Source organism: Micromonospora sp. NPDC053740 (assembly GCF_040677775.1).
GTDB classification, from domain to species: Bacteria; Actinomycetota; Actinomycetes; order Mycobacteriales; family Micromonosporaceae; genus Micromonospora; species Micromonospora alfalfae.
In genome coordinates, this window is record NZ_JBFASO010000003.1 from 488,634 (window position 1) to 512,625 (window position 23,992).

General features: G+C 71.4%; 25 protein-coding genes, 3 tRNA genes and 1 pseudogene. 13 read left to right on the forward strand and 16 right to left on the reverse strand.

Annotated elements, in window-relative coordinates; translation table 11 throughout:
• The first annotated feature begins 8 nt into the window (after positions 1-8).
• The 3 genes and pseudogenes from purM to amcA all read left to right on the forward strand — a co-directional run bounded on the left by purM (position 9) and on the right by amcA (position 2,595).
• Positions 9-1,163, forward strand: coding sequence for a phosphoribosylformylglycinamidine cyclo-ligase (gene purM / locus AB0K35_RS11075; RefSeq protein WP_238672768.1), 1,155 nt, complete (start codon positions 9-11; stop codon positions 1,161-1,163).
• A gap of 130 nt (positions 1,164-1,293) precedes the next feature.
• A pseudogene (amcB, locus tag AB0K35_RS11080) lies at positions 1,294-2,399 on the forward strand (cyclophane-forming radical SAM peptide maturase AmcB).
• The gene (amcA, locus tag AB0K35_RS11085; RefSeq protein ID WP_238672770.1) at positions 2,368-2,595 is read left to right on the forward strand and encodes a multiple cyclophane-containing RiPP AmcA; all 228 of its coding nucleotides are present in this window, start codon (positions 2,368-2,370) and stop codon (positions 2,593-2,595) included. Before amcB ends, amcA begins: the two are co-directional and overlap by 32 nt.
• Before the next feature lie 135 nt (positions 2,596-2,730).
• On the opposite strand, the gene AB0K35_RS11090 is transcribed toward amcA, so the two are convergent.
• Positions 2,731-2,946 (reverse strand): DUF3073 domain-containing protein, encoded by a 216-nt coding sequence (locus tag AB0K35_RS11090; RefSeq protein ID WP_030332207.1) that lies wholly within the window; start codon positions 2,944-2,946, stop codon positions 2,731-2,733.
• 302 nt (positions 2,947-3,248) lie between these two features.
• On the reverse strand, positions 3,249-4,331 hold the full coding sequence (locus AB0K35_RS11095) for a Glu/Leu/Phe/Val dehydrogenase dimerization domain-containing protein (protein WP_112677510.1): 1,083 nt from the start codon (positions 4,329-4,331) through the stop codon (positions 3,249-3,251).
• A 193-nt stretch (positions 4,332-4,524) separates the two neighbouring features.
• Here AB0K35_RS11095 and AB0K35_RS11100 point away from each other — a divergent pair, with 193 nt between their 5' ends.
• Both AB0K35_RS11100 and AB0K35_RS11105 read left to right on the forward strand, forming a co-directional pair.
• Entirely contained in the window at positions 4,525-5,364 is an 840-nt protein-coding gene (locus AB0K35_RS11100; RefSeq protein ID WP_124853509.1) for a hypothetical protein, read from the forward strand.
• Between the two features lie 250 nt (positions 5,365-5,614).
• On the forward strand, positions 5,615-5,824 hold the full coding sequence (locus AB0K35_RS11105; protein ID WP_007073996.1) for a BldC family transcriptional regulator: 210 nt from the start codon (positions 5,615-5,617) through the stop codon (positions 5,822-5,824).
• Between the two features lie 89 nt (positions 5,825-5,913).
• Here AB0K35_RS11105 and AB0K35_RS11110 read toward each other — a convergent pair whose 3' ends face one another.
• Positions 5,914-6,303: a PPOX class F420-dependent oxidoreductase gene (locus AB0K35_RS11110; protein WP_357361083.1), complete on the reverse strand. Its 390-nt coding sequence runs from the start codon at positions 6,301-6,303 to the stop codon at positions 5,914-5,916.
• Between the two features lie 54 nt (positions 6,304-6,357).
• Here AB0K35_RS11110 and AB0K35_RS11115 point away from each other — a divergent pair, with 54 nt between their 5' ends.
• A complete protein-coding gene (locus AB0K35_RS11115) occupies positions 6,358-7,137 on the forward strand; it encodes a class I SAM-dependent methyltransferase (RefSeq protein WP_238672772.1) in 780 nt (259 codons plus the stop codon).
• Positions 7,138-7,188: 51 nt separating this feature from the next.
• On the opposite strand, the gene AB0K35_RS11120 is transcribed toward AB0K35_RS11115, so the two are convergent.
• Entirely contained in the window at positions 7,189-7,476 is a 288-nt protein-coding gene (locus tag AB0K35_RS11120) for a hypothetical protein (protein ID WP_091396025.1), read from the reverse strand.
• 177 nt (positions 7,477-7,653) lie between these two features.
• Here AB0K35_RS11120 and AB0K35_RS11125 point away from each other — a divergent pair, with 177 nt between their 5' ends.
• Both AB0K35_RS11125 and AB0K35_RS11130 read left to right on the forward strand, forming a co-directional pair.
• Positions 7,654-8,511: a 3-hydroxyacyl-CoA dehydrogenase family protein gene (locus tag AB0K35_RS11125; RefSeq protein WP_363884950.1), complete on the forward strand. Its 858-nt coding sequence runs from the start codon at positions 7,654-7,656 to the stop codon at positions 8,509-8,511.
• Between the two features lie 52 nt (positions 8,512-8,563).
• Positions 8,564-9,307 (forward strand): enoyl-CoA hydratase/isomerase family protein, encoded by a 744-nt coding sequence (locus AB0K35_RS11130; RefSeq protein ID WP_091396017.1) that lies wholly within the window; start codon positions 8,564-8,566, stop codon positions 9,305-9,307.
• A 67-nt stretch (positions 9,308-9,374) separates the two neighbouring features.
• Here AB0K35_RS11130 and AB0K35_RS11135 read toward each other — a convergent pair whose 3' ends face one another.
• Positions 9,375-10,721 carry an ABC transporter substrate-binding protein gene (locus AB0K35_RS11135; RefSeq protein ID WP_238672774.1) on the reverse strand — a complete coding sequence of 449 codons (1,347 nt, stop codon included), beginning with the start codon at positions 10,719-10,721 and terminating at the stop codon, positions 9,375-9,377.
• 156 nt (positions 10,722-10,877) lie between these two features.
• On the opposite strand from AB0K35_RS11135, the gene AB0K35_RS11140 reads away from it, so the two are divergent.
• Positions 10,878-11,267 (forward strand): hypothetical protein, encoded by a 390-nt coding sequence (locus AB0K35_RS11140; protein WP_238672775.1) that lies wholly within the window; start codon positions 10,878-10,880, stop codon positions 11,265-11,267.
• Positions 11,268-11,325: 58 nt separating this feature from the next.
• Here AB0K35_RS11140 and AB0K35_RS11145 read toward each other — a convergent pair whose 3' ends face one another.
• On the reverse strand, positions 11,326-11,766 hold the full coding sequence (locus AB0K35_RS11145) for a hypothetical protein (protein WP_238672776.1): 441 nt from the start codon (positions 11,764-11,766) through the stop codon (positions 11,326-11,328).
• Between the two features lie 129 nt (positions 11,767-11,895).
• Between AB0K35_RS11145 and AB0K35_RS11150 the strand changes: the two genes are divergently transcribed.
• Positions 11,896-12,600 (forward strand): DUF2786 domain-containing protein, encoded by a 705-nt coding sequence (locus AB0K35_RS11150; protein ID WP_238672777.1) that lies wholly within the window; start codon positions 11,896-11,898, stop codon positions 12,598-12,600.
• Positions 12,601-12,612: 12 nt separating this feature from the next.
• Here AB0K35_RS11150 and AB0K35_RS11155 read toward each other — a convergent pair whose 3' ends face one another.
• Positions 12,613-13,140: an SRPBCC family protein gene (locus tag AB0K35_RS11155; protein WP_238672778.1), complete on the reverse strand. Its 528-nt coding sequence runs from the start codon at positions 13,138-13,140 to the stop codon at positions 12,613-12,615.
• 46 nt (positions 13,141-13,186) lie between these two features.
• On the opposite strand from AB0K35_RS11155, the gene AB0K35_RS11160 reads away from it, so the two are divergent.
• On the forward strand, positions 13,187-14,506 hold the full coding sequence (locus AB0K35_RS11160; RefSeq protein WP_363884954.1) for a hypothetical protein: 1,320 nt from the start codon (positions 13,187-13,189) through the stop codon (positions 14,504-14,506).
• Positions 14,507-14,934: 428 nt separating this feature from the next.
• Here the strand turns inward: AB0K35_RS11160 and AB0K35_RS11165 are convergent.
• From AB0K35_RS11165 to AB0K35_RS11200, 8 genes are all read right to left on the reverse strand, one after another.
• A tRNA-Phe gene (locus AB0K35_RS11165) sits at positions 14,935-15,008 on the reverse strand.
• Positions 15,009-15,107: 99 nt separating this feature from the next.
• A tRNA-Asp gene (locus AB0K35_RS11170) sits at positions 15,108-15,181 on the reverse strand.
• A 56-nt stretch (positions 15,182-15,237) separates the two neighbouring features.
• A tRNA-Glu gene (locus AB0K35_RS11175) sits at positions 15,238-15,310 on the reverse strand.
• 154 nt (positions 15,311-15,464) lie between these two features.
• Positions 15,465-16,247: a polysaccharide deacetylase family protein gene (locus AB0K35_RS11180; RefSeq protein ID WP_363884956.1), complete on the reverse strand. Its 783-nt coding sequence runs from the start codon at positions 16,245-16,247 to the stop codon at positions 15,465-15,467.
• Positions 16,248-16,323: 76 nt separating this feature from the next.
• Entirely contained in the window at positions 16,324-17,268 is a 945-nt protein-coding gene (locus tag AB0K35_RS11185) for a MerR family transcriptional regulator (RefSeq protein WP_357361144.1), read from the reverse strand.
• The gene (gene idi, locus AB0K35_RS11190; RefSeq protein ID WP_238672781.1) at positions 17,258-17,878 is read right to left on the reverse strand and encodes an isopentenyl-diphosphate Delta-isomerase; all 621 of its coding nucleotides are present in this window, start codon (positions 17,876-17,878) and stop codon (positions 17,258-17,260) included. Before idi ends, AB0K35_RS11185 begins: the two co-directional genes overlap by 11 nt.
• The gene (crtI, locus tag AB0K35_RS11195; RefSeq protein ID WP_238672782.1) at positions 17,875-19,356 is read right to left on the reverse strand and encodes a phytoene desaturase family protein; all 1,482 of its coding nucleotides are present in this window, start codon (positions 19,354-19,356) and stop codon (positions 17,875-17,877) included. Before crtI ends, idi begins: the two co-directional genes overlap by 4 nt.
• A 28-nt stretch (positions 19,357-19,384) precedes the next feature.
• Positions 19,385-20,527 carry a polyprenyl synthetase family protein gene (locus AB0K35_RS11200; RefSeq protein WP_238672783.1) on the reverse strand — a complete coding sequence of 381 codons (1,143 nt, stop codon included), beginning with the start codon at positions 20,525-20,527 and terminating at the stop codon, positions 19,385-19,387.
• Between the two features lie 65 nt (positions 20,528-20,592).
• Between AB0K35_RS11200 and AB0K35_RS11205 the strand changes: the two genes are divergently transcribed.
• Both AB0K35_RS11205 and AB0K35_RS11210 read left to right on the forward strand, forming a co-directional pair.
• A complete protein-coding gene (locus AB0K35_RS11205; RefSeq protein WP_238672784.1) occupies positions 20,593-21,516 on the forward strand; it encodes a phytoene/squalene synthase family protein in 924 nt (307 codons plus the stop codon).
• Positions 21,513-22,838: a deoxyribodipyrimidine photo-lyase gene (locus tag AB0K35_RS11210; protein WP_363884959.1), complete on the forward strand. Its 1,326-nt coding sequence runs from the start codon at positions 21,513-21,515 to the stop codon at positions 22,836-22,838. Before AB0K35_RS11205 ends, AB0K35_RS11210 begins: the two co-directional genes overlap by 4 nt.
• On the opposite strand, the gene AB0K35_RS11215 is transcribed toward AB0K35_RS11210, so the two are convergent.
• Entirely contained in the window at positions 22,839-23,915 is a 1,077-nt protein-coding gene (locus AB0K35_RS11215) for a serine hydrolase domain-containing protein (protein WP_363884961.1), read from the reverse strand.
• Positions 23,916-23,992 lie beyond the last annotated feature (77 nt).

A 23,992-nucleotide genomic window follows, 5' to 3' on the forward strand; every position in this document is an offset into this window, starting at 1 on the left:
GGAGAACCGTGACGCACGTGTCCGAGCGCAGCGGCGCAGGAAGCAGCCCGACCGGCGCCGGCGGTGACCGGCAGCCGTGGACGGGCGGTGCTGGCCGCCAGGCGCGCAAACGCTCGGTCTCGTACGCCGACGCCGGTGTCTCCATCGACGCGGGTGACCGCGCTGTGGAGCTGCTCAAGTCGAAGGTGCGGCAGACCCGCCGTCCCGAGGTGCTCGGTGACCTCGGTGGCTTCGCGGGCCTGTTCCGGCTGGACACGAAGAAGTACAAGAGCCCGATCCTGGCGTCCTCCACGGACGGGGTGGGCACCAAGCTGGTGATCGCCCAGCAGATGGACATTCACGACACGGTCGGCATCGACCTCGTCGCGATGGTCGTCGACGACCTGGTGGCGTGCGGCGCCGAGCCGCTGTTCCTGCTCGACTACATCGCCACCGGCGAGGTCGTGCCGGACAAGGTCGCCGAGATCGGCGCGGGCATCGCCGACGGCTGCCGCTACGCCGGCTGCGCGCTGCTGGGCGGGGAGACCGCCGAGCACCCCGGCGTCCTGCGTCCGGACGAGTACGACATCTCCGCGACCGGCGTGGGCGTGGTCGAGGAAGCCGACATCCTGAGCCCCGAGCGGGTCGAGGTGGGCGACGTGGTGATCGCCATGCGCTCCTCGGGCCTGCACTCCAACGGGTACTCGCTGGTCCGGCACGTGCTGCTGGGCGCGGCCCGGATGCGTCTGGACATCGTGATCGACGACTTCGGTCGGCAGCGGACCCTCGGCGAGGAGCTGCTCACGCCGACCAAGATCTACGCCAAGGACTGCCTCAAGCTGATCGCCGAGGCCGAGGTGCGGGCGCTGTCCCACATCACCGGTGGCGGCATCCCCGGGAACCTGGTCCGGGTGCTGCCCGAGAACGTCGACGCGGTTGTCAACCGGTCCACCTGGAAGCCGCAGCCGATCTTCGACCTGATCCAGACGAAGGGTCGGATCGACGACCACGACATGGAGTCGACCTTCAACATGGGCGTCGGCATGTTCGCGATCGTCTCGGCCGAGGACGCCGACCGGGCGCTGGCCACCCTGACCGGCCGTGGCGTCGAGGCCTGGCAGGCCGGCGAGATCATCGAGGGCACCGGAAACGTGCAGATGGTTGGTCAGCACACCCGAGGCTGATCACCCTCCGGTGATCGTACGGGCACCTGATCAGGGCTTCACCCGAGTGGCCAATGCCGCCTAGCCTGAAGGGCACCCTCAGGCTAGGCGGAGGAGGGCGATGGCTGCTCGGGGACAGTCGTTCAGCGGGATGCGCGGTCTGGCCGCCGTCCCGTCGTACGTCGTGATGCAGCCCACCACCCTCTGCAACCTCGACTGCGCGTACTGCTACCTGCCGTTTCGGGCTGCGGATCGCCGGATGCCGGTGGCGGTGGCCGAGGCGGTCGCGGCCGCTGTCAACCAGTGGGCGGTGAACGGTCGGTTCTCCGTGGTGTGGCATGGCGGCGAGCCCCTGGCCGCCGGTCGGGAGCACCTGGCCGATCTGATCGCCCCGTTCGGGCCAGAGGTCGAGCACCATGTGCAGACCAACGCCACACCCTCATCGACGACGACTGGTGTGATTTCTTCACCCGGCACGAGATGCGGGTGAGCGTGAGCGTCGACGGGCCCCGGGCGCGCAACGGCGACCGGGTCAACCGGGGCGGTCAGCCGGCGTACGAGCGGATCCTGCGTGGCATATCGGTGCTGCGCCGGCGCGGTCTGCCCTTCTCCGCACTGGCCGTGGTGTCCCGACCTGAGCCGGGGCTCGCCACCGAGCTGTACGACTACTTCCTCGAGCTGGGCTGCGACGTGCTGGGCATCAACATCGAGGAGACCGAGGGGGTCAACACACGCGACAACCGCCACGACCCGTCGGCGGTTTCCGCGTTCTGGGCGGAGTTGGTCGGGGCGTGGCGCCGGGAGCCTCGGATTCACCTGCGCGAGATCGAGTGGTCGTTGCGCTACGCAGCGGCGGTGCTCGACAACACGGCGGACGGGGTGCTGCCCCGCCACCTGGACCCGATCCCGACGATCGGTCACGACGGATCGGTGATCGTGCTCTCCCCGGAGTTGGCCGGTTTCACCGACCCCCGCTACGGCGACTTCAGCAGCGGCAACGTGCTGACCACCCCGTTGGCGCAGATCCTCGGCAACGCGGCGGCGACGCCGTGGGTGGGGGAGTTCCTGGCCGGGGTGGAGGCGTGTCGGGCGTCCTGCCCGTACTTCGGGTTCTGCGGTGGCGGCCATGCCGCCAACCGTTACTTCGAACTGGGGCGTTTTGACGGTACGGAGACCGAGCACTGCCGCAACAGCAAGATCCGCCTATTGGAGGGAGTGTTGGAGCATGCCCGAGACCACCAGTCACCGGCGTCCTGAGCGCGAAGCGGACGACGGAGTCACCGAACGGGTGCGGGGCGCGGCTCCTGCGCTCGTCGCGCTGCTCCAGGAGGCCGAGGACGCACGGCGGCTGCGTTCGGAGGTGTCGGGCGCGGAGGGCTCCAGCGCGGTCTGCGCCTGGAACCACTTCGAGAACATCCCGACGTTCTACAACTGGAACAATCGCCCGCGCTGAGGGAGCCGTTGTCAGGGGCCTGTCGAGCGGCCGGAGTGGATCCGGTCGGGCCAGGCCCCTGATCGTCGGCGGTTGCACCGCACGGGACGTGCGTGAGCACGCGGGGGTTACCGCGTGCTCAGCTGCGTCGAGAGGTCAGCGGGTCGGACGGACCCAGGGATCCGGATCGTCGTCCGCGTGATCCTCATCATCGTCGTCGACGAACTCTTTAGAGTCGTCGTCGAAGTGGTGCTCAGACTTACCAGCACCCGCCAGTTCGCGCTGCAAAGCGGTGAGGTCGGTGTTCGGGGAGTGGTACTTCAACTCCCGCGCCACCTTAGTCTGCTTGGCCTTAGCACGGCCGCGCCCCATGGCTCGACCCCCTCGCACAGAATGCGGGGCAGCCCGAAGGCGGGCCCCGATGACGTCAGGCATCTCTCGTGGCTCTTACGGTACATGGGGATGCCATCGTTCGGCACCTCGGGTTACCGTCAGCCGGCTCTGCGCGTCGCGTCGATCCGGCCGTCACCCAGTGTACCGGGTAAGGAGCGGAACGGTTAGCACCCGTGACACCGGACAAACCGCATCAAATTTGACCCCGGCTCAGCTTACCCAGCGACGCCCGGCAGCGGGGCCCGGAGGCGGATCTCGTCGATCCGCCTCCGGGGGGACGTTCAGCGCAGGTGGATCGCGCGCAGCCGGCCGACGTCCGCCATCCGCCGCTCCGCCAGCCGGTCGGCGGCCACCGCCGGCGGCACGCCCTCAGCGTCAGCCAGGTGCAGGATCTCGCGGGTGGTGTCGTAGATCCGGGTCGCCCGCAGCTTCGCCCTGTCGAAGTTGAAGCCCTCGATCTCGTCGGCCACCTGGATGACGCCGCCCGCGTTGACCACGTAGTCAGGGGTGTAGAGGATGCCCCGGTCGGCCAGCAGCTTCTCGATGCCCGGGTGGGCGAGCTGGTTGTTCGCCGCCCCGGTGACCACCTTGGCGCGCAACGCCGGCACCGTGTCGTCGTTCAGGGCGCCGCCCAGCGCGCACGGCGCGTACACGTCGATGTCCGCGGCGACCAGCGCGCTGGCGTCGTCGACGAGGGTGACCTGCGGGTGGTTGCTGCGGACCCACGTCAGCGCCTTCGGGTTCACGTCGGTGGCGACCACCTCGGCGCCATCCTCCAGCAGGTGCCCGGTGAGGTACTTGCCGACCTTGCCCAGCCCGGCCACGCCGATCCGCCGGCCCCGCAGGCTCGGAGTGCCCCACACGTGCTCGGCCGCGGCCCGCATCCCCTGGAAGACGCCCCAGGCGGTGAGGATCGACGAGTCGCCGGCCCCGCCGTGCTCCACGCTGCGCCCGGTCACGTAGCGGGTCTCCCGGGCCACGACGTCCATGTCCGCCACGTACGTGCCGACGTCACAGGCGGTGTAGTAGCGGCCGCCCAGCGACTCCACGAAGCGGCCGTACGCGCGCAGCAGCGCCTCGCTCTTGATCTGCTCCGGGTCGCCCCAGATGACGGCCTTGCCGCCGCCCAGGTCCAGCCCGGCGAGCGCGTTCTTGTACGCCATCCCGCGGGACAGGTCCAGCACGTCGGCGAGGGCGTCGTCCTCACTCGCGTACGGGTAGAAGCGGGTGCCGCCGAGCGCCGGGCCCAGCGCGGTGGAGTAGATCCCGATGATCGCCTTCAGGCCGCTCTGCTTGTCCTGGCAGAACACGACCTGTTCGTGACCGGTCGATACCGGGTCGTCGGTGCTCGCGAATACGCCCATTGTTGGCTCCTACTGTGGTGTGCGTCCTTGTGGGACGCGGACCTGGTGGACCCCGGCGGGGATGCTGCCGGTGTGATCGAGCCTAGTATCGGCGGCCGGGCGGGCGCTCGACGCGCCGCCGCCGTCCCACGGTGCGGCGCGCGTGCTCCGGCCGCTGACCGCGTACGGGCGTGGTTCGTGGGAGGATCGCGCGGTGCCGTCGCTCTTCGCTTCTTACCTGCGCGTGTACGAACCGCTGGCCGCCTTCGATCGAGACCGGCAGAGCTACTGGCGCCGCTATGTCTCGGAGGGGCGCGCGATCGCCCCGGTCGAGGGGCCCGGTCGGCAGCGGACGGCGGTGATCGAGGCGCTGGGTGCTGGCTGGACCCGGCTGCCGGACCTGCCGGAGGAGGCGTACGTCCTGGAGACGGACGACGGCCTGCTGGTCTGCCCGTGGAACCTGCGCATCCGGGTCGCTGAGGCGGCGCTCAGCGCCCGGGACGGGGTGCCCTCGGTGCTCGCCGACGCCTTCGTGCCGCCGGTGCTCGCCGGGCAGGCCAGGGCGGTGGTGGACGACTGGCGCAGTGGCGCCCGGGTGCTGGAGCACGGGGTGCCCCGGGTGCACGAGCAGATCGCCACCTGGGGCGTACCGCTGCGGTGGTTCGTGCTCTTCGACCCGGCGGAGCGGGACCTGGTCACCCAGCCGGGCCGGCGGGCGTTGCGCTACCGCACCGAGATCTCCAAGGCTCGACGTCGCTCGTCGCGGGCGCTGTCGGTGCTGCGCAAGTCGGTGGGCGAGGCGCCGATCACGGAGGCGGTGGAGGAGGCGGCCCGCTGGCTGGAGGAGTTCCATCCGCGGTCGGTGGTCGAGCTGGACTACGGCGGTCTGGTCGACCTGCTCTCCGACGAGACGCTCGCCGCTGACGACTCGCCCGAGCTGGTCGCCAGCGGCCTCGCGGGGCTGTCACGCGGCGAGGCCGAGGAGGCGTCGGCCGCGTACGACAAGTTGGTGGCTCGGTGGCGCGCGGTGCAGCTGTTGGAGCGGTGCAACTAGGGCATATCACCCTAGGAGCGCTCCCAAGGTGAGTTGTGCTCGTAGTTGACGCATCACGAACCGTGATCATGAGTCCGAATAAGGTACTTTCTGCCGTGTAAAAGTCGTAAAAATCGGGCATGGTTCATCCGTCCGTCTAGGGACCTTCATCCGTTCGGCCCATGTCGGACATCGGGGACTAGCCGGACCATGGGAGACGCGTCGGCCGGCGGGACCCCGGCCGATGTCTATACATGTGGAGGAGTGACCGATGGCATCGCGAACGCACGAACCAGAGCCGCTACTCACGCCGGCCGAGGTGGCGTCGATGTTCCGGGTCGACCCGAAGACGGTGACCCGGTGGGCCAAGGCTGGCAAGCTCAGTGCCATTCGCACCCTGGGTGGCCACCGTCGGTACCGTGAGTCGGAGGTCAGGGCGCTCTTGCAGGGCCAGATCCCGCAGCAGCGGCAGGGCGACTGAGCAGGCAACAGTTCTTCGTCAGGGGCGGTGGATCTCGATCCGCCGCCCCTTTCGTATGCCCCGCCGGGCACGACCCGGCAGCGGGTCAGTCAGCGCCGTGGCTCGGCCAACGTCACCCGGATGCCGACAGTGCCGCCCTCGCCGCGACGCAACCGGCTACCCAGCAGACTCAGCCGGCCGATCAGGCGGTACTTGTGCTTGAGCAGGTCGCGGACCCGACCGGTGTCACCGCCCCCGTAGATCGTCGCGTGAGCTGGCACCTCCGCCCCATGTGGCCGACCCCGCACGTCGCACGGCGCCACTGTCACCTCACCGTTGCGGCGGATCCGTTTCACCTTGCCCGAGTCGGCCCGCGTCCAGACCGCAAGCGCCTCCCCGTCGCGCACCGCCCAGACCGGGGTCGGCACCGCCCGACCGTCCTTGCGAAAGGTCGTGAGCAGGATGTACTTCTCGGCCGACAGCCGGTCCAGCGTGGTCACGCCGCCAGGATACGGCCGGCGCGGGCCACTGAGTGGCCGGATAGCGTGAACGTCGTGACTGTTGAGCCTCTAATCGGTGACGTGGTCGGCGAACTACTGCGGGACACGCTCGCCGTGGCCACCGGGGTGGGCCCCCGACCCCTGGTCGGTGGTCGACTGCCCCGACCGGTCATCGAGATCATCGAACGGGACGACGGTCTGATCAACGGCGCCCCGTCCGCGCACTACCTGGACGGGCCGGCCGAGTGGCAGCCGTACGACCACCGCGCGGTGGACCGGGCGCACGGCGAGACGCTGGACATCGGCACCGGAGCCGGCCGGATCGCGCTGCGGCTCCAGGAGCGCGGCGTACCGGTCACCGGGCTGGACACCTCAGCGGGCGCGCTGGAGGTGAGCAGGCGTCGCGGTGTCCGGCGGCTGGTGCACGGCACCGTCGACACGCACGTCGCCGACGGGTCGCGGTACGACACGTTCCTGCTGCTCGGCAACAACCTCGGGCTGTTCGAGGGGCGGGAGCGCGCTCCCGAGTTCCTGGCCGCGCTCGCCGCGCTGGCCCGACCGGGGGCGCAGATCATCGCGCAGGGCACCGACCCGTACGGCACCCGCGATCCGCTGCACACCGGCTACCACGAGCGCAACCGTCGGCGCGGCCGACTCGGTGGCCAGCTGCGGCTGCGGCTGCGCTACCGCGAGTTGAGCACCGACTGGTTCGACTACCTGGTCTGCTCGGCGGACGAGTTCGCCAGCCTGGTGCACGGCACCGGTTGGCGGCTCACCGATGTGGACGACAGCGACGCCCCCTACTACCTGGCCACCCTGCGCCTCGTCGACTGAGCGGGACGGCCCCGCTCTCCGCCCGGCGGAGAGCGGGGCCGTCCGTACGTCTCAGACCTGGACGGTCGGGGGGAGCTGCTCGGGCGGAAGGCCGCCGTCGCCGTCGACCACCTCGTCCGGTTGGCCGTCCTCGTCGATGTCGACCATGGTGATGTCCACCTTGCCGTCACCGTCGGTGTCGAACTGGAACAGGTCCGCCTTGCCGTCACCGTCGGTGTCCACCACCCACACGTCGGTCTTGCCGTCGTTGTTGGTGTCGGCGCGCAGCAGTTCGACCCGCTCGTCGCCTCGGGTCTCCACGATCTCCCCGTCGGTGACGCTCTCCGGTGCCTGGCTCATGTCGATGCGGTCCTTCCCTCGGTTGACTGGCCGTCATTACCCGATCCGGCGCTCCCCCACGCATGGGCCGGGCCGCCGCGCTGTCTACTGTCGCACCATGAGCGAGCGGAGCGGGCGGGACACCCGGGCCGGCGTAGCGGGGACCCCGCGCGTCGGCGGGCGGGACAGGGAGGCGTGATGAGCGATCGTTTCGTGGTCGTCGGTGCCGGCACGATGGGGCTTGGCATCGCGTACGTGGCGGCCGGCGCCGGGCACGCCGTCGAGTTGGTCGAGGTGGACCCCGAGCGGGGTGCGGCCGCGCTGAACCGGCTCGCCGAGCTGTGGGAGCGGGCGGTGCAGCGCGGAAAGCTGAGCGCCGACCAGGCCGCCACGAACCGGCAGCGGGTGACGCTGCGCCCGACCCTCGCCGAGGTAGCTCCCACCCCCGAGGTGATCGTGGAGGCGGTGCCGGAGCGCCTCGACCTCAAGCGGGCGGTGCTGCGTGACGCCGCTGCCCTGCGACCGGCTCTGCTGGGCAGCAACACCTCAAGCATCGCCATCGGTGATCTGGCCGCCGGGCTGGACGCGCCCGAGCGCTTCCTCGGCCTGCACTTCTTCAACCCGGTCTGGGCGATGGCGCTGCTGGAAATCGTGGTCGGCCCGGCCACCGCCGAGGAGACCACCGCCGCTGCCGTCGCGCTCGCCGGCCGGCTCGGCAAGGACCCCGTCGTCGTACGCGACATGCCCGGCTTCGCCACCTCCCGGCTCGGGGTCACCCTCGGGCTGGAGGCGATCCGGATGGTCGCCGACGAGGTGGCCAGCCCGGCGGACATCGACAAGGCCATGGTGCTCGGCTACCGGCACCCGATCGGGCCGCTGGAACTCACCGACCTGGTCGGCCTCGACGTGCGGCTGGACATCGCCCGCACCCTCCAGGCCGCGTACGGGGACCGTTTCGCGCCACCCCCGCTGCTGGTGGAGATGGTGACCGCGGGGCGGCTGGGTAAGAAGTCCGGGCAGGGCTTCTACCGCTGGAGCGGCGGGGTCAAGCAGTGAGCGCCAGGAGTGAGCTTGCGGGCCCCGCGGTCGCGAACGGAAGGCGGGCCCAGTGAGCGGGTTGCGGATCGAGGAGCGGCCGGACCGGCTGGTGGTCACCCTCGACCGGCCGGAGAAGCGCAACGCCATCGACGCCGACCTGATCGCCGAGCTGCACCAGGTCTGCGCCGAGTTGGAGGCGCGCCCGCGCCTGCTGTTGCTCACCGGTGGGGCGGCGGGCATCTTCGCCGGTGGCGCCGACATCGGCCAGCTCCGCGAACGGGGTCGCACTGACGCCCTCGCCGCGATCAACTCGGCCGCGTTCGCCCGCATCCGGGCACTGCCGATGCCGACAGTGGCGGCCGTCGACGGCCCGGCGTTGGGCGGTGGCGCGGAGCTGGCGTACGCGTGCGACCTTCGGGTGTGCACTGCGCGGGCGGTCTTCGGGCAACCGGAGGTGCGGTTGGGCATCCTGGCTGGCGCCGGCGCGACCCACCGGCTGCCCGCGTTGATCGGCGAGGGCCGGGCCAAGGAGCTGCTCTTCACCGGCCGGCGGGTGGACGCCGCGGAGGCACTGCGGATCGGCCTGGTCAACCGGGTGGTGGACGAGCCCGGCGAGCTGCTGACGGTGGCGCACGCGTTGCTGGACGAGATCGCCCTGGGCTCACCGTTGGCGGTGCGACTGACCAAGCTGGCGGTGGACGCGCCGGCCGCCGCGCACCCGCATCTCGACCTGGTCAGCCAGGCGGTGCTCTTCGAGGACGACGAGAAGCACCGCCGGATGACCGAGTTTCTGGAGCGTCGCCGGCCGCGCTGAACCCGCGTACCAGAAACGGCCGCACCGGCGGGAAGCCGGTGCGGCCGTCGTGGGTTTCGGGTACCGCCTACTGCCGGATCTGCACCCCGGCGTCGGCCAGGCCACGGATCACCTGGGCGGACTCACCGAAACCGATGATCAGTACGGCGTCCGCGCCGAATTCCTTGATCTGCTTCGCGCCGCCGCTGAAGTCGACCGGAGCGGCCTTCGCGTCGGCCGGCGGCTCGTACGTCAACAGCTTGAGCCGGTCGTTGGCGATACCGGCCTTCTCCAGCTCGTCGCGGACGGTGCCCTGCAGGCCCTCACCGTAGGAGTCCTTACGGGCGACGATGACGATCTTCTGCGACCCGTCGCGGAGGATCACGTCGGCCAGCGCCCGGCCCTGGAGGCTGTCCGGCGGGGCGGTACGGAAGTAGAGGCCCTGGTCGTCGACGTCGGTCAGGCTGCTGTCGGTGTTGGACGGGGAGAAGAGGATCTTCCCGGCCTGCACCACGTCCGGCAGCACCGCCCGGGAGATGCCCGAACCGCCGGCACCGATGATCACGCTGACGCCGTCCGCCACGTGCTTGGCAACCGTCGCCTTGGCCACCGCCGGGTTGGTGCCGTCGTCGCCGTCGAGCCACGTCACCGGCTTGCCCAGTGCGCCGCCAGCGGCGTTGATCTCCTTGATCGCCAGCGCGGCGCCGGCGGCCATCGGCGGGTAGGCGATCGAGAGGTCACCGGTCTTCGGCAGCAGGCCGCCCAGGATCAGCGGCTCCTGGTCGGCGGAGGCGCCACCCGGGCGCTGCTTCTTCGGCTTCGGCGGCGTCTTGGTGCTCGCCGCCGACTCGATGCCCGCGCCGACGAACTCGGTCTTGCCGTCGTTGATCTGCTGCCCGTCGAAGGTCAGCGTGGCATAGCTCGCGGTGGCCGGCTCACCCTTGTCGGTGAAGCCCGCCCGGGTCAACGACACGCCGCGGTACTCGATGTCCTGCCCGTTGCGGGCCAACGCGAGACAACTGGCCGGGTCCTCGCAGCGCTGCCCGTCGTTGGTTACGGCGACGATCTGCTTGGTGATGGCGGCCGGGTCGGTGCTCCCGGCCAACTGGGCGGCGAGCACGGCGATCACCACCGCGTCGTACGTCTCGGCCGAGTACACGTAGTCCGTCAGCGCCGGATTGACGGCCCGTAGCCGGCCCTTGAAGTCGTCTGGCAGCGGTACGAGGGGCGTGGTGCCCTTCATCCCGTCGACGAGACTCGCCCGTTCCTTCAACTCCGCAGGATAGGAGTTGAGCATGTTGCCGTCCGTGCCGTAGAGGCGCACCTGTTGAGCGCTGGCCTCTTCGGGCTTGTCATCCCCGCAAGCGCTTGTGGCGAGCAGGATCGTCGCGCAGGCAGCCAGTGTGGCTACCCGCGAGCGGCGTGATACGAACATGGTCGTCCTTCCTCCGGCGAAGGTCCGCTGCGCACATTAGCGTGCCGAGGCCGGCGGCGGGACCGTGGAGGTGGCGTAATGCGCAGGTAGCTCGCGTTGAACACGGACAGTGACGGTCGCGGGGGGCGCTTGACCACCCGTCCTACTGTGCGCTGCGTGACGGACCTACCACAGCAGACGTTCGATGACGCGGCCGCCGTGCTCCGTTCGGCGCTCACCGGCGATGGAGACGCGGTGGTGGGAGCGTTCGACGCGGTCGTCGACCGGGACGGCCTGGACGGCGCGTACGACGTCGCCTGGTGCCTGGCGGCGACCATGCTCGGCGACGCGCCGGCGGCCAGCGGGGCGGCGCTCGACTTTCCGGGCATCGATCAGGCCGGGTACGACACCCGCTGGGTGGCCCGCTTCGTCAGCGCGTACGCGAACCGGGACGAGCCGACCGGGGAGGCGCTGTTCGGCGCTGCGGCCGCCGACGGTCTGCTCCCCGACTGCCTGCTCACACTCGCCGGCTCGACGATCGCCACCCTGCGCAGCCGCGCCGGGTGAACCGCCGCCGGGTCGCGGCGTCCGTCGGGGGGGCGGACGCCGCGACGGTGCGGGTCGGTCAGAACGCGTGGTACGCGATCAGCGGTTCGTACTCGTACCGCAGGTTCTCGAAGCGGACCCGGAAGTTGACGCCGTCCCGGACGTTGGTCGCCACCGTGATCCAGCCCGAGTTGGCCGGCAGGTAGGTCCAGTAGTTGCAGGCGCTCGTCTTGTCAACGAAGATCACGCACGCGTCGGTGGCGTACACGCTCGCATTGCGCACGTTGATGTCGCGACAGCGTGTCGTGGTGCGGTACTGGCCGGCCGAGCCGCCGTAGCGGCCGGTCTCGAAGTACGACCGGACCGCCCCGCCGTAACAGGTGGCGAGCGGGGCGAACACGTTCGGCCCGGAGCTGACCGGCGTGGTCGGTGTCGTCGGCTCCGCCTGCGCGGGCGTGCCGACGGAGAGCAGCGCGGTGGCCGTGGCGACGGCGAGCAGACGAGCGGTCGGGGATGGCATCCGTTCGTTCCTCCAAACAGTTGGTTGACCGTCCGTATCGGACTGATCATCTGGCCGTGACGATGATACGTATCGATCGATTGCCGCGCGGCCCCGATGATGTCCGGCCCGTGTGGTAGCTCTGTAGGCATGTCCGAGGCCATGCTCAGCAAGGTGCGCAAGCTGCTGGCCCAGGCCGAGGACCCGGCCTGCACGCCGGCCGAGGCCGCCGCGTTCACCGCCAAGGCGACCGAGCTGATCGCCCGCTACGGCGTCGACAGGGCCCTGCTCGCCGCCCGGGACCCGACCACCGACCCGGTCGGCGACCGAGTGCTGGACGTCGTCGCCCCGTACGCCCGCGACAAGGTGGGCCTGCTCGCCGCGGTGGCCGAGCCGCTGCGCTGCCGCTGCGTACGCCGTCGGCGAGGCAACGGCTTCGCCCTGCACCTCTTCGGCTTCTCCAGTGACCTGGAACGGGTCGACCTGCTCTTCACCTCGCTGCTCGTGCAGGCGGCCCACGGCCTGGCTGCCACCGAGGTGCCAGCGGACGACCACCCCGCCGCCTTCCGCCGCTCCTGGCTGGCCGGCTTCGCGGAGGTCGTCGGAGGGCGACTCTGGGCGGCGGAGTCGGCGGCGGCCAGCGAGTCGGGCACACAGTCGATGGCGCTGGTGCTGGCCGACCGGTCCGACCGGGTGCAGCGCCGGCTCACCGAGGAGTACCCACGGCTGCGTACCGCACCGCCACGCCGGTTGGGCGGCACCGGCTTCGGTTCAGGGGCGGAGGCCGGCCAACGCGCGAACCTTGGCGGTCGGGACCTCGGCGGCGCCGCAGCCGGTCGGCGGCTCGGCCGGTGACCCGGTAGGTCGTCAGGCCGCCGTGCTGGGGCGGTGACGCGACACAGTGGCGACGTACCGGGTGAGCAGCTCGTGCCAGCCGGCCGTGAGCGCCTTGCGGTAACCCTCGGCAGCTTCGCCGTGCCGGTCGAAGTGCCGGTGCTCCAGCTCGACCCGGGTGTGTTCCGGCCCCTCGGCATGGAACAGCACCTCGACCTCGCTCGCGCGGGCCGGGTCCGGCACGGGCGCCCGGTCGGGGCCGATCTGCCACACGAAGACCAGCCGGCGAGGCGGATCCCAGGTGAGCACCCGGCCCCAGTCGGCGCGGAAACCGTACGGGCCGATCTCGTAGAGCATGCCGCCGGCCCGAGGCTCCATGCCCAGCTCGGCCAGCGCGTCCGGGCCGGACCAGGTGTATTCGGTGACCCACCAGTCGGTCAGCTCGTCGGTGAAGACCGCGAACGCGTGCTCGGCGGAGCCCGGGACGAGCAGGCTGCACCGGAGAGAGAACTGGCCGACGTCCTGCCGGATGTCGGCCGGATCAGTCAATTCCTGTCCCATAGGCCCGGACCATACCGGCTGATGCCTCGGTGTGCAGCTTCGCGCGGTGCCCGGTTCCAGACAGAGGGTCGTCGAGCCGTCACTGACGGGATGGCCCGCCGGAAAGCGGGTAACCGCGCCCAACGGCCCGGACGACCCGGCCGGTGTGCAGGTGGGGCGGGAGAGCATGAGCGAGAGCGGGCAGCAGCGGGAACCGGACCGGAACGTCGACAGCGGGAACCCGGACGTCCTGCTCGACATTCCGAAGGTCTCCGTCGACTCCATCCGACTGGCGGTCGACGGTCTGGAGGCCGATCTGTCGCTGCGGGCCCGGGTGGCCAACCTGCTCCAGGTCGACGCCGGCGTACGGGTGCACCTCAACAGCGGCGAGTTGAACATCGACGGGGTGAACGCCGAGGCGCAACTACGGGTGCGGCTGGAGCAGCTGACCAGAATCCTGGGCCGCGCCCTCGACACGCTCGACCACAACCCGCACATCATCGAGGCGCTCGCGCGCACGGCCGTCGACGACGTGAACCGCAGCGCCCAACAGGTGGCCGCGGGCGCAGCGGAGATCAAGGCGTCGAGTCGACGCTCGGACGCCGTACGCGACGAGCCGGGCCAGCAGGTCGGCGCGGCCAGCCCGGTGGCCGACCGCCACCGACTGGGATCCGACCGACCGGGTCCAGCTCGGCCATTGGGTGCTGGCCCGGGTCCGGATCGCCCGGGTCTCAATCAGTCCGGCCCAGGTCGTCCGGGTTCTGATCGGCCGGATGCGGGTCGACCCGGGGCGGGTCCGGTTGGCTCGGGACCCGGTGCCGGCGGACCTGGGCCGCGAGCTGGCGGCCCGGGGCTCACCGACCAGGCGCATCCGCAGGGCCAGCATCCGGAGGGCCAGCATCCGGAGGTGCGGCGGCCCGAGGGCCCGCATGCGCAGGGTCAGCAGCCTGAGGGGCGGCGGCCTGAGGGTCAGCAGCCGCAGGGTCAGCAGCCAGATGGACGGCAGCCGGAAGGCGGCGCGCCAGGTGGCGACCGCCCGGAAGGCCGGCGGCACGAGGGGGCGCGTCACCCCGCTGGAGAGCGGCCCGAAGGCGCGGGTGACGGAGAGCACCCGGCGGCGGGCCAGGACCAGCGGCGCCCCGAGGGGTCGGCGGGGCCGACCGCCGGGGAGACCGGCAACAAGTCCGGCCAGTCGGCTGCGTCCGGTCCAAGCCCGTCCGGAGGTGGCGACGGTGGTCTTCCGGGTGCGGCGCAGGCTGCCGCGCAGAGCGCCGCCCAGTTCGCCGAGCAGGCGGGGGAGACGCTGCGAGAGGCCGGACGCAGCGTGTGGGAGGCGATCCAGGGCAGCGTGGCCCAGCATCGCCCGCAGGGTCGCCGTGACCACTGACGCCGCGCGGGGTCGTGCGTCACGCCCACCGCCTGGTGCGTCACGTCCTGGCCCACCGCCCCGACGCGGCGGCTCCCCCGGGCATGATCGACTCGGTTTCCTTGAAGTCGCGGTGTTGCGCCCGCTGGGACACCGCGACTTCAAGAAAGTCGTGTTGATCACGCAGGCCGGCGGGGGTTCATCACGCGGGCCGACGGGGGTTGGTCGCGCGGGCCGGCGGGGGTTGGTCATGCAGGCCGGCGGGGTTGGTCGCGCAGGCCGGCGAGGGCTGGTCAGACTAGGCCGGCGGGAGGTGTCGGCGATAGCCCAGGAAGTCGCCCACGCGGAGGGTGGTGGGTGTGGCCGTCACTGGAAGCGACCCGCCAAAAGCAAGATCCCCACCTGCGTTTCCGCTGGCGGGGACCTCTGTAGCCCGGCGAAAGGCTATGTGGCCAGGGGCGGGGTCGAACCGCCGACCTTCCGATTTTCAGTCGGACGCTCGTACCAACTGAGCTACCTGGCCGTGTCGCTCGGCTCATGTTACCCGCCAACCGGACGAACCGGCGGCAAGGCGACCTGCTCCGATACGCAGAACGCCGCGCGGGGCGCGGCGTCAGCGCTGCGGTCCTGACGGGACTTGAACCCGCGACCTCCGCCTTGACAGGGCGGCGAGCACTCCAACTGCTCCACAGGACCTAGCTTGTGTTGCCCGGCTTGCGCCGGTCTTGCCTTGCTCCGGCTTGCGCCGGTCGTGCCCCCAACGGGATTCGAACCCGTGCTACCGCCTTGAAAGGGCGGCGTCCTGGGCCGCTAGACGATGAGGGCGGCCCCGCCATCATTGCACATTCGCAACTTCAAGCGGACTTGCTCCCATCCGGCCCCGCCGGAGGCTTGGAAAGCATACGTGATGCTCCGTCGGTCGACAAAATCGGTATGGGCAAGGGCTTCGGGCGGGTCATAACCGCAGGTCAGAGCGGTTCTATCGGAGTGGGGTGATGCCGAAGCGGTGCTTCAGGTCGGCGATCAACTTCGGGCATGCGGCGAGTGTCGCGGCCCGATTACCGCCCCCGTCGTGCAGAAGAACTATCGCACCGGGCCGGGTGGCGGAGTGGACACGCTTGCCGATCGTGGCGGCGGTCGGCTTGTCCCAGTCCTGCGGGTCGACCGACCAGTGCAGCGGACGCATGCCGAGGTCCTTGGCCACCCCGACGACCTCCGACGTCCACCGGCCGCCGGGCTGCCGGTAGAACGACACCTTCGCGCCGGGAGCGGCCTTCTGGATGGTCTTGTTGGTGCGGTCCAGGTCGGCCCGGATCTCGCCGACAGGTCGACGGGCAAGTTCGAGGTCGTGTCGCCAGCTGTGGTTGCAGAGCTGGTGTCCCTCCCGGACGATCCGCCGGACCAGCTCCGGGTGGCGCTGCACCTCGCGGCCGACGACGCAGAAGGTCGCCGTCACCTTGGCGGCCTTCAGTTGGTCGAGCACCTTGGGTGTCCAGGCCGGGCTGGGCCCGTCGTCGAACGTCAGGGCCACCGGACGTACGCCGGTGTTGCGTCCCAGGCCGGTGGGGAGCTTGGCCGGCAGCGGCCGCAGCGGCGGCTTGGCCGGCTTGGTGACGCTGGGGCGTGGTTTCGGGGTGGGCGGCGTGGTTGATTCCACCGGCCGTGGGGCGCCGACGGGTGCGATGGTGCGCTTCGGCTGGGCACAGCCGGAAAGGAGCAGCGCCACGGCGAGGACGGACGCCAGGATGGCGCGGGCTTGCATCTGCTCGCTCCCGGAGGGGTCGGGGTAGGCGGACCCGCCCGACGGTAGTTCACGACGCGGTCCGGCGACAGTGCGATCAGTCACGCCTCGACTGGTCCAGGGAGTCGCGGACGGCGGCGGAGAGCGAGACCGCCTCGGCCAGGTCGACCGGCCGCACCACTCCGGCGGGCAGCGTGTCGGCTCGCCAGCCGGGGCCGGCGGCGAGCACCAGCAACGGGCGTCGGGGAGCGGCGAGTAGCGCGCTGAGTTGGGTCGGATCGGCAGTGGCCCGAGTGTGCGACCAGAGCACCACGGCGGCCGGGCCGGTCCGGTTGACCGCCTCGACGAGGGCGGCCACCGGCACCCGGGCGCCGAGCATCCGGTAACTGACACCGGCCTCCGCGAGAGCCGCCGCCAACGCCTCCAGCGGCAGGGTGTGCTGTTCCTCGTCGGCGCAGGAGAGCAGGATCCGGGCCGGCCCGGTGGGGACGTTGGCCCGGCTGGCCGCCGCGAGCGCCTCCGAGACGCAGCGGGACACCAGGTGTTCCACCTCGATCAGGCCGGCGGTGGCGGCGTGCCGTTCGCCGATGCCGACGAGCACCGGGCGCAGCAGGCCCTCCCAGGTGGCGACGACCCCGCTGGCGGCAAGGGTGTGCGCGATGGTCTCGCTGATCGCCGCCGCGTCCAGTCGCATGGCCGCCCGGGCCAGGCCGCGGGCCGCCGGACCGGCGCGGCCGACCGGGATGGAGCTGCCGCCGTCACGGCCGGTGGGGTGGATCCGGGCGGGAGCGACGGTGCCGTTTGGCGTCGGGTCCGGTGCCTGGCGGGCCCACTGGGCCGCCTCGGCGGGGCTCACCCCCTCGGCGGTGAGTCGTCGCATGATCTCGAGACGGGCCAGATCGGTGGGTGTGTACCGGCGGTGGTGACCGGGGATGTGTTCGCTGGGCCCGAGCCCGTAGCGCTGGTGCCAGGTGCGGAGGGTCGTCACCGCGACCCCCAACCGACGTGCGACAGCGCCCGCGCTCAGCGCCTCATCGACCACCCGACCGCTCCGCCGTGTCATCCGCCGACGATCCGGGTGGCGTCATGGCCGGGCCGGTTGCGCCCGACCGGGACTCCGCGGGGCGGAGCAGCCGGCTCACCACCCCGCCCAGCCAGGGCGCGTACGACCGGGGGTCGCGCTTCAACTCGACCTCCAGTGCGGCGGGGTCGGCCCACCGCAGCTCGGCCACCTCGTCCGGGTCGGGCAGTAGCGGAGCGTTGGGCAGGAACTCGCCTCGCAGTACGTGGTCGTACTCGAACTCGACCCGACCGGTCGCCGGGTCCTCGGCGTAGTAGACGTAGATGCCGACCTCGGTCAGCTCGACCGGGCCCGCGCCCAACTCCTCGCTCAGCCGTCGGTTGGCCGCCTCGGCGAGCGACTCGCCAGGCTGGGGATGGCCGCAGCAGGAGTTGGCCCAGCGCAGCGGGAACCGGGTCTTCACGCCGGCTCGGCGCTGGAGCAGCACCTGGCCGTCCGGGTCCACTAGCAACACCGAGAAGGCCCGGTGCAACTGCCCCGGTGGTTGGTGCGCTGCCGCGACTGTCGTCTCGCCGTGGGCCTTGCCGGTCTCGTCGACGAGTTCGACGAGGTGCTTCTCACGACCGCTCATCGGCCCTCTCCGGTGATCCGGCCGGCGGCGAGCTTGCCGGAGATGAGCACCATCGGTACGCCGACGCCGGGTTGGGTCCCGGAGCCGACGAAGACCACGTTCGACAGGTCGCGGTGCAGGTTGGACGGGCGGAACGGGCCGGTCTGGAAGAGGGTGTGCGCGGCGGCGAACGGGGTGCCGGCGGCCATCCCCTGCTCCTCCCACTCGGCGGGGGTGATCGCCCGGAGCACCTCGACCCCGTCGCCGAAGCCGACGTAGCCGCGCCCCTCCAGGGTGCCGATCAGCTGGTCGGTGTAGCGCTGGGTCAGGTCGCCGCGCCACTCGAACGGCGCCCGGTGCAGGTTGGGTACCGGGGCGAGCACGTAGTAGGTGTGTCGGTCCGGAGGTGCGACCGCGGGGTCGGTCCGGCTCGGGTTGGTCACCAGCAGCGACGGATCGGTCATCAGCTCACCCCGTCGGATGACCTCATCGAAGGTGCCCTTCCACGCGCGCCCGAAATGGATGTTGTGATGGGCGATCTTCGCATAGGCCTGTCGGGAGCCGACGTGCAGAACGACGCAGGACGGCGAGTAGGTGAGCCGGCGCTGCGGCGCGGCGGGGAGCAGGTCCCGGTAGGCGACAGGCAGGTCGGGGTTGAGCACCACCACGTCCGCCGGGACCAGGTCGCCGTCGGCGGTGAGCACGCCGGTGGCGCGGCCGTTCACTGTCTCCACCCGGGTGACGGTGGTGTCGTACCGGATCTGCACGCCGTGCTTCTCGGCCGCGCCGGCCATCGCCCTGGAGACCGCGTGGATGCCGCCGCGTGGGAAGTAGACCCCGGCCACCGAGTCGAGGTACGCGATGACCGCGTAGATGGCCAGCGCGTCGTGCGGCGCGAGGCCGGCGTACATCGCCTGGAAGGAGAAGATCCGCTGGGTACGCGGATCCCGGAAGAACTGGTTGATCTTCGTCTGGAGTCGCCGGAAGGCCCCGCCACTGAGCAGCTTGAGCAGGTTGCCGGTGATCAGGTCGCTCGGCGCGTCCAGGTTGCGCTCGATGAAGTCGGTGCGCTCCAGCCGCCACAGCTCCCGTGCGTACTCGACGAACCGCAGGTAGCCGTCGGCCTCCCGGGGCCCGCAGACCCGGGAGATCTCGGCAGCCATCCGGGTGGTGTCGGTGAGCACGTCGAGAGTCGAGCCGTCCGGGTAGTACGCCCGGTAGGCGGGGTCGAGCGGGGTCAGGTCCAGCCAGTCGTGCAGCTCCTCGCCGACAGCGCCGAGCGCCTCGGCGATCAGGTCGGGCATGGTGAGCACCGTCGGGCCGGTGTCGAACTCGTAGCCGTCCACGCCGAGGCGTCCGGCCCGCCCGCCGGGCACCGGCTCGCGCTCCAGCACTGTCACCTGTCGACCGCTGCCGGCCAGGTGCAGCGCGCAGGCGAGCCCGCCCAGCCCGGCCCCGACGACCACCACCCGGTCCGTCCGTCCTGTCACAGTCCGCACGTGACCACCTCCTCGCTCAGTTCGCTCATCAGGCCCGCCGGTTGGCAGCGGCGGTGGCCAGCCCGGTCAACGCGGTCCGCGCCGTCTGGTCCACGGGTGCGGCGTCGAGCGCGGCCAGCGCGTCGCTGACCCGCTCGGCGATCATCTGCTCCACCCGGGTCACCGCGCCGGTCTCGGCGACCAGCTCGGCGAGCGTGTCGACCGGTCCGTCGGCGGCCCGCTGCAACGCCGTGAGCTGTGCCGGTGTGGCCAGCTCACGGGCCAGCATCAGCAGCGTGGTCGGTTTGCCGGTGCGGAGGTCGTCCCCGGCCGGCTTGCCGGTGGCGACCGGGTCGCCGTAGACGCCGAGCAGGTCGTCGCGGAGCTGGAACGCTTCGCCGACAGCCAGGCCATAGCGGGTGTACGCGGAGACCAGCGGGTCGTCGGCGGGCACCCCGGCCAGGCAGGCACCGAAGAGCAGTGGTCGCTGGACGGTGTAGCTGGCGGTCTTGTAGCGGGCCACCCGTAGCGCCCGGTCGACCGACCAGTTGCCCGGGTCGTTCTCGCCGAGCACGTCCAGATACTGCCCGGCGACCGTCTCGACCCGCATCTGGTCGTAGCAGCGGCGCACCTCGAAGAGTCGCGTCGACGGCACCGAGGCATGGGCCAGCAACTGGTCGGCCCAGACCATGCAGAGGTCGCCGATGAGCACGGCGACTGCTTCACCGAACCGGCCGGGATCACCTCGGTGGCCGGCGGCGACGTGCTGTTCGGCGAGCGCGACGTGCGCGGTGGGCCGGCCGCGGCGGGTGGTGGACGCGTCCATCACGTCGTCGTGCACCAGCGCGAAGGTATGCAGCAACTCCAGCGCGGCCAGCGCGGGCAGCACGGGTGGCAGCGCCGCGGTGCCACCGACGGCCCCACGCCATCCCCAGTAGGCGAACGTGGAGCGGATCCGCTTGCCGCCGGTGAGGACGGCCTCCCGCGCGGTGGCGGCGAAGCGGCCCATCGACGCGTCGATGTCGTTGAGGTTGTCGACCTCGGAGGTGAGGAAGGTGTCCAGCGTCTCGTCGACCGCCGTGACCAGATCGTGGGTATAAGCAGCCAGAACGGCGCGGACCGGATCGTCCCCGTCCCCTGGCCCTGTCGGCGCCACGCGGGTCACGTTGCCCGCAACTGCGTCGTTGGCCATGCGGCTGAGCGTACCCTAGGCTACGGGTTGCGTCGATTGGTGCGTCGATAAATGGAGGAGGGCCGGTGGAAACTGATCTCACCGCTGCCTATGACCGGTGCCGTGAGCTGCACAAACGCCACGGCCGCACCTACTATCTCGCCACCCGCCTGCTCCCCGCTTGGAAACGACGACATGTGCACGCCCTCTACGGGTTCACGCGGTACGCGGACGAGATCGTCGACCGCACCGAGGACCTGCCGCCGGCCGAGCGGGCCGCCCTGCTGGACCGCTGGGCCAGCCAGTTCGTGGCCGGTCTGCACGGTGCGCCGGTAGACGACCCACTGTTGCCGGCCGTGCTGCACACGATCGCCGTCTTCGATCTCGACCGGGACGACTTTGCGTCGTTTCTGAAGAGCATGGCGATGGACCTGACCGTCACCGCGTACCCGACCTACGACCACCTGCTCGACTACATGGAGGGCTCGGCGGCGGTCATCGGCACCATGATGCTGCCGATCCTGGGCAGCTCCGACCCGGTGGCGGCCCGGGAACCGGCCCGACAGCTCGGCTTCGCCTTCCAGCTCACCAACTTCATCCGGGACGTCGCCGAGGACCTCGACCGGGGCCGCACCTACCTGCCCGACGAGGACATGGCGAAGTTCGGGGTCACCCGCGAGGAGTTGGCCGAGGCCCGCGCCCGGGGCCGCGTCACCCCCCGGATCCGCGAGCTGATCGAGTACGAGGTGACCCGAGCCCAGGCGCACTACGCCGCCGCCGCACCGGGCATCACCATGCTGGCGCCCGCCTCACAGGCCTGCATGCGCACCGCGTACGCCCTCTACGGCGGCATCCTCGACGAGGTGGCCGCGCAGGACTACGACGTCTTCGTCCGGCGGGCCCTGGTGCCGCAGCGCCGACGGATGGCGGTGGCCGCGCGGGCCCTGCTCAGCTCGACCGGTACGCCGGTAGTCATTCCCGGGCCGACGATCCAGCCGGAGAACCGGTGACCGCGAGCACGGCGATCGTGCTCCTCACCCGCGACCTGCGGGTGCACGACCACCCGGCGCTGGCCACCACCTCTGCGGCCTTCGACCAGGTGGTCCCGCTGTACGTGCTCGACCCGGCGCTGGCCGACCTCTCCGCCAACCGCACCCGCTTCCTGCACCAGGCCCTTGCCGACCTGCGCGACCAACTTCGTGAGCGTGGTGGCGACCTGGTGGTCCGGCACGGCGACCCGGTGGCCGAGACGATCCGGCTGGCCGACGAGGTCGGGGCCACCGCCGTCGCGCTCTCGGCCGACGTCAGCCACTACGCCGTCCGCCGGGAGCGGCGACTACGCGCCGAGTGTGAGCGGCACCGGCTGCACCTGCGACTGTTTCCCGGGTTGACGGTGGTCGAGCCGGGCGCGTTGCGGCCCGGTGGCGGCGGGGACCACTACCGGGTTTTCAGCCCGTACCACAGGGCCTGGGCGGCCAACCGGTGGCGCGAGGAGCTGGCCGCGCCGCGCCGGATCGCACTGCCCGATCGGGTGCGCGTGGGCCGGCTGCCGGCGCTGCCGACCGGAGACTCGCCCGACGCGGCCATCGGTGGTGAGCGGATCGCCGGGCAGCGGCTCACCGACTGGCTGCCCGACCTGACCCGGTACGGCGATCAGCACGACGACATGGCCGGCGACGACACGTCCCGGCTCAGCCCGTACCTGCGCTTCGGCTGTGTGTCTCCGCTGGCGGTGGCGAACCGTGCCGGCGACCGGTCCGGCCCGTTCGTCAGGCAGCTCTGCTGGCGGGACTTCTACTACCAGGTCACCGCCGCCTTCCCGAAGATCTCAACTGCGGCGTACCGGCGGGGTGCCACCGAGCAGTGGCGCTACGACGACGACGCGTTGGCGGCCTGGGCCGAGGGACGCACCGGGATGCCGATCGTCGACGCCGGGATGCGGCAGATGCTGGCACAGGGCTGGATGCACAACCGGGCCCGGCTGATCACCGCCGGCTACCTGACCAAGCACCTCGGGCAGGACTGGCGGTCCGGGGTTGGGGTGTTCTTCCGCTGGCTGCTCGACGGGGACGTGGCGAACAACTCCGGCAACTGGCAGTGGGTCGCCGGCACCGGCAACGACACGAAGCCCTACCGGGGGTTCAACCCGGTCCGGCAGGCCGAACGGTACGACCCGGACGGCGACTACGTGCGCCGGTGGGTGCCGGAGCTGGCGACGGTGCAGGGCAGGGCGGTGCACCAACCCTGGCGGCTGCCCGAGGCCCTGCGCCAGACGCTCGACTACCCACCGCCCCTCTCGGTACCCGGCACCGACCCCGTCTGGCTGCGCTGATCAGAGCACCGAGTGCAACGCCTCGACCAGCTCGTCCACCCGGTCGTGCTCGGCGAGGTGCGCGGTGGCGTACGCGAAGGTGTAGCCGCGCTCGGGGTCGGCCCACGCGCTGCTGCCGCCGATGCCGCCCATGCCCCAACTGCCGTCCGGCTCCCGCTGCATACCCAACGTCCAGCGGGCGTCGCGATCCAAGACCAGGTCCGGTCCGTCGTACTGGACCCCTGTCGCCTCCGCCACCAGGTCGGGGCTGAACAGCCGGACCCCGTCCAGGACACCACCGGCCAGCAGGCCGGCGTAGAGCCGGGCCAGGCTGGGCGCGGTGGCGTGCAGGTTGACGGCCGGCATCTCGGCGCCCCGCCACAGCGGACTGTTCAGCACGGCCACGTCCAGCCCGCCGGCCGGGTTGCCCAGCGCTCGCGCCCGCAGTGACCCCGGCTCGCCGAGCTTCCGGGTCGGCCATCCCGGGTCGCCGTACCGCAGGTCCGCGCAGCGCAACTGGTCCGCCTCGGTCAACCCGAACCCGAGGTCGAGCTGCCACCGGTCGGCGACCTCCTCGGCCAGGAACCGGCCCACCGACCTCCCGTCGACGCGGCGGACCACCTCGCCCACCAGATGCCCGTACGTCCAGGCGTGTTCCCCGGCGACCGAGCCCGGCGACCACTCGGGGTCGGCGGCGGCCAGATCGCCGGTGAGCAGCGCCCAGTCGGCGATCGCGGCGGCCGGCCGCGGCACCGGAAAGGCCGGCAGCCCGGCGGTGTGCGACAACACCTGACGCACCGTGGCGGGAGTGCGGAACTCCGGCCAGTACCGGTCCACCGGCGCGTCGAGATCGACAGCTCCCCGGTCGACGAGCAGCAACAGGCAGAGCGCTGCCACCGGCTTGCCGACCGAGTAGACGTTCACCAGCGTGTCCGGCAGCCACGGCTCGCCGCCCGACCCGTGGCCGCGGCGGGAGCCGCCGGTCAGGTCCACGACCGGCTGCCCGTCGTACCAGACGGTCAGGGCGGCACCGGTTTCCCGACCGGAGGTAAGCATGTCGTGGAAGCAGTCCCGGACCGGAGCGAAGCGTGCGTGCATCCGGCCACGGTAGGCGTCCGGGCCGGTGCGCGTGCCGACTTTTCCGCCGACCCCGGTGGTTGGGGTGGTGTCGCTGG

Bases quoted from the DNA above. Each gene is read 5' to 3' on its own strand.
- amcA (WP_238672770.1), top strand. From the start codon at position 2,368: ATGCCCGAGACCACCAGTCACCGGCGTCCTGAGCGCGAAGCGGACGAC.
- AB0K35_RS11105 (WP_007073996.1), top strand. From the start codon at position 5,615: ATGGCATCGCGAACGCACGAACCAGAGCCGCTACTCACGCCGGCCGAG.
- AB0K35_RS11200 (WP_238672783.1), bottom strand. From the start codon at position 20,527: ATGGCCAACGACGCAGTTGCGGGCAACGTGACCCGCGTGGCGCCGACA.
- AB0K35_RS11150 (WP_238672777.1), top strand. From the start codon at position 11,896: ATGTCCGAGGCCATGCTCAGCAAGGTGCGCAAGCTGCTGGCCCAGGCC.
- AB0K35_RS11215 (WP_363884961.1), bottom strand. From the start codon at position 23,915: ATGCACGCACGCTTCGCTCCGGTCCGGGACTGCTTCCACGACATGCTT.
- AB0K35_RS11145 (WP_238672776.1), bottom strand. From the start codon at position 11,766: ATGCCATCCCCGACCGCTCGTCTGCTCGCCGTCGCCACGGCCACCGCG.
- AB0K35_RS11090 (WP_030332207.1), bottom strand. From the start codon at position 2,946: ATGGGGCGCGGCCGTGCTAAGGCCAAGCAGACTAAGGTGGCGCGGGAG.
- AB0K35_RS11125 (WP_363884950.1), top strand. From the start codon at position 7,654: ATGAGCGATCGTTTCGTGGTCGTCGGTGCCGGCACGATGGGGCTTGGC.
- idi (WP_238672781.1), bottom strand. From the start codon at position 17,878: ATGAGCGGTCGTGAGAAGCACCTCGTCGAACTCGTCGACGAGACCGGC.
- AB0K35_RS11120 (WP_091396025.1), bottom strand. From the start codon at position 7,476: ATGAGCCAGGCACCGGAGAGCGTCACCGACGGGGAGATCGTGGAGACC.
- AB0K35_RS11095 (WP_112677510.1), bottom strand. From the start codon at position 4,331: ATGGGCGTATTCGCGAGCACCGACGACCCGGTATCGACCGGTCACGAA.
- AB0K35_RS11155 (WP_238672778.1), bottom strand. From the start codon at position 13,140: ATGGGACAGGAATTGACTGATCCGGCCGACATCCGGCAGGACGTCGGC.
- AB0K35_RS11135 (WP_238672774.1), bottom strand. From the start codon at position 10,721: ATGTTCGTATCACGCCGCTCGCGGGTAGCCACACTGGCTGCCTGCGCG.
- AB0K35_RS11180 (WP_363884956.1), bottom strand. From the start codon at position 16,247: ATGCAAGCCCGCGCCATCCTGGCGTCCGTCCTCGCCGTGGCGCTGCTC.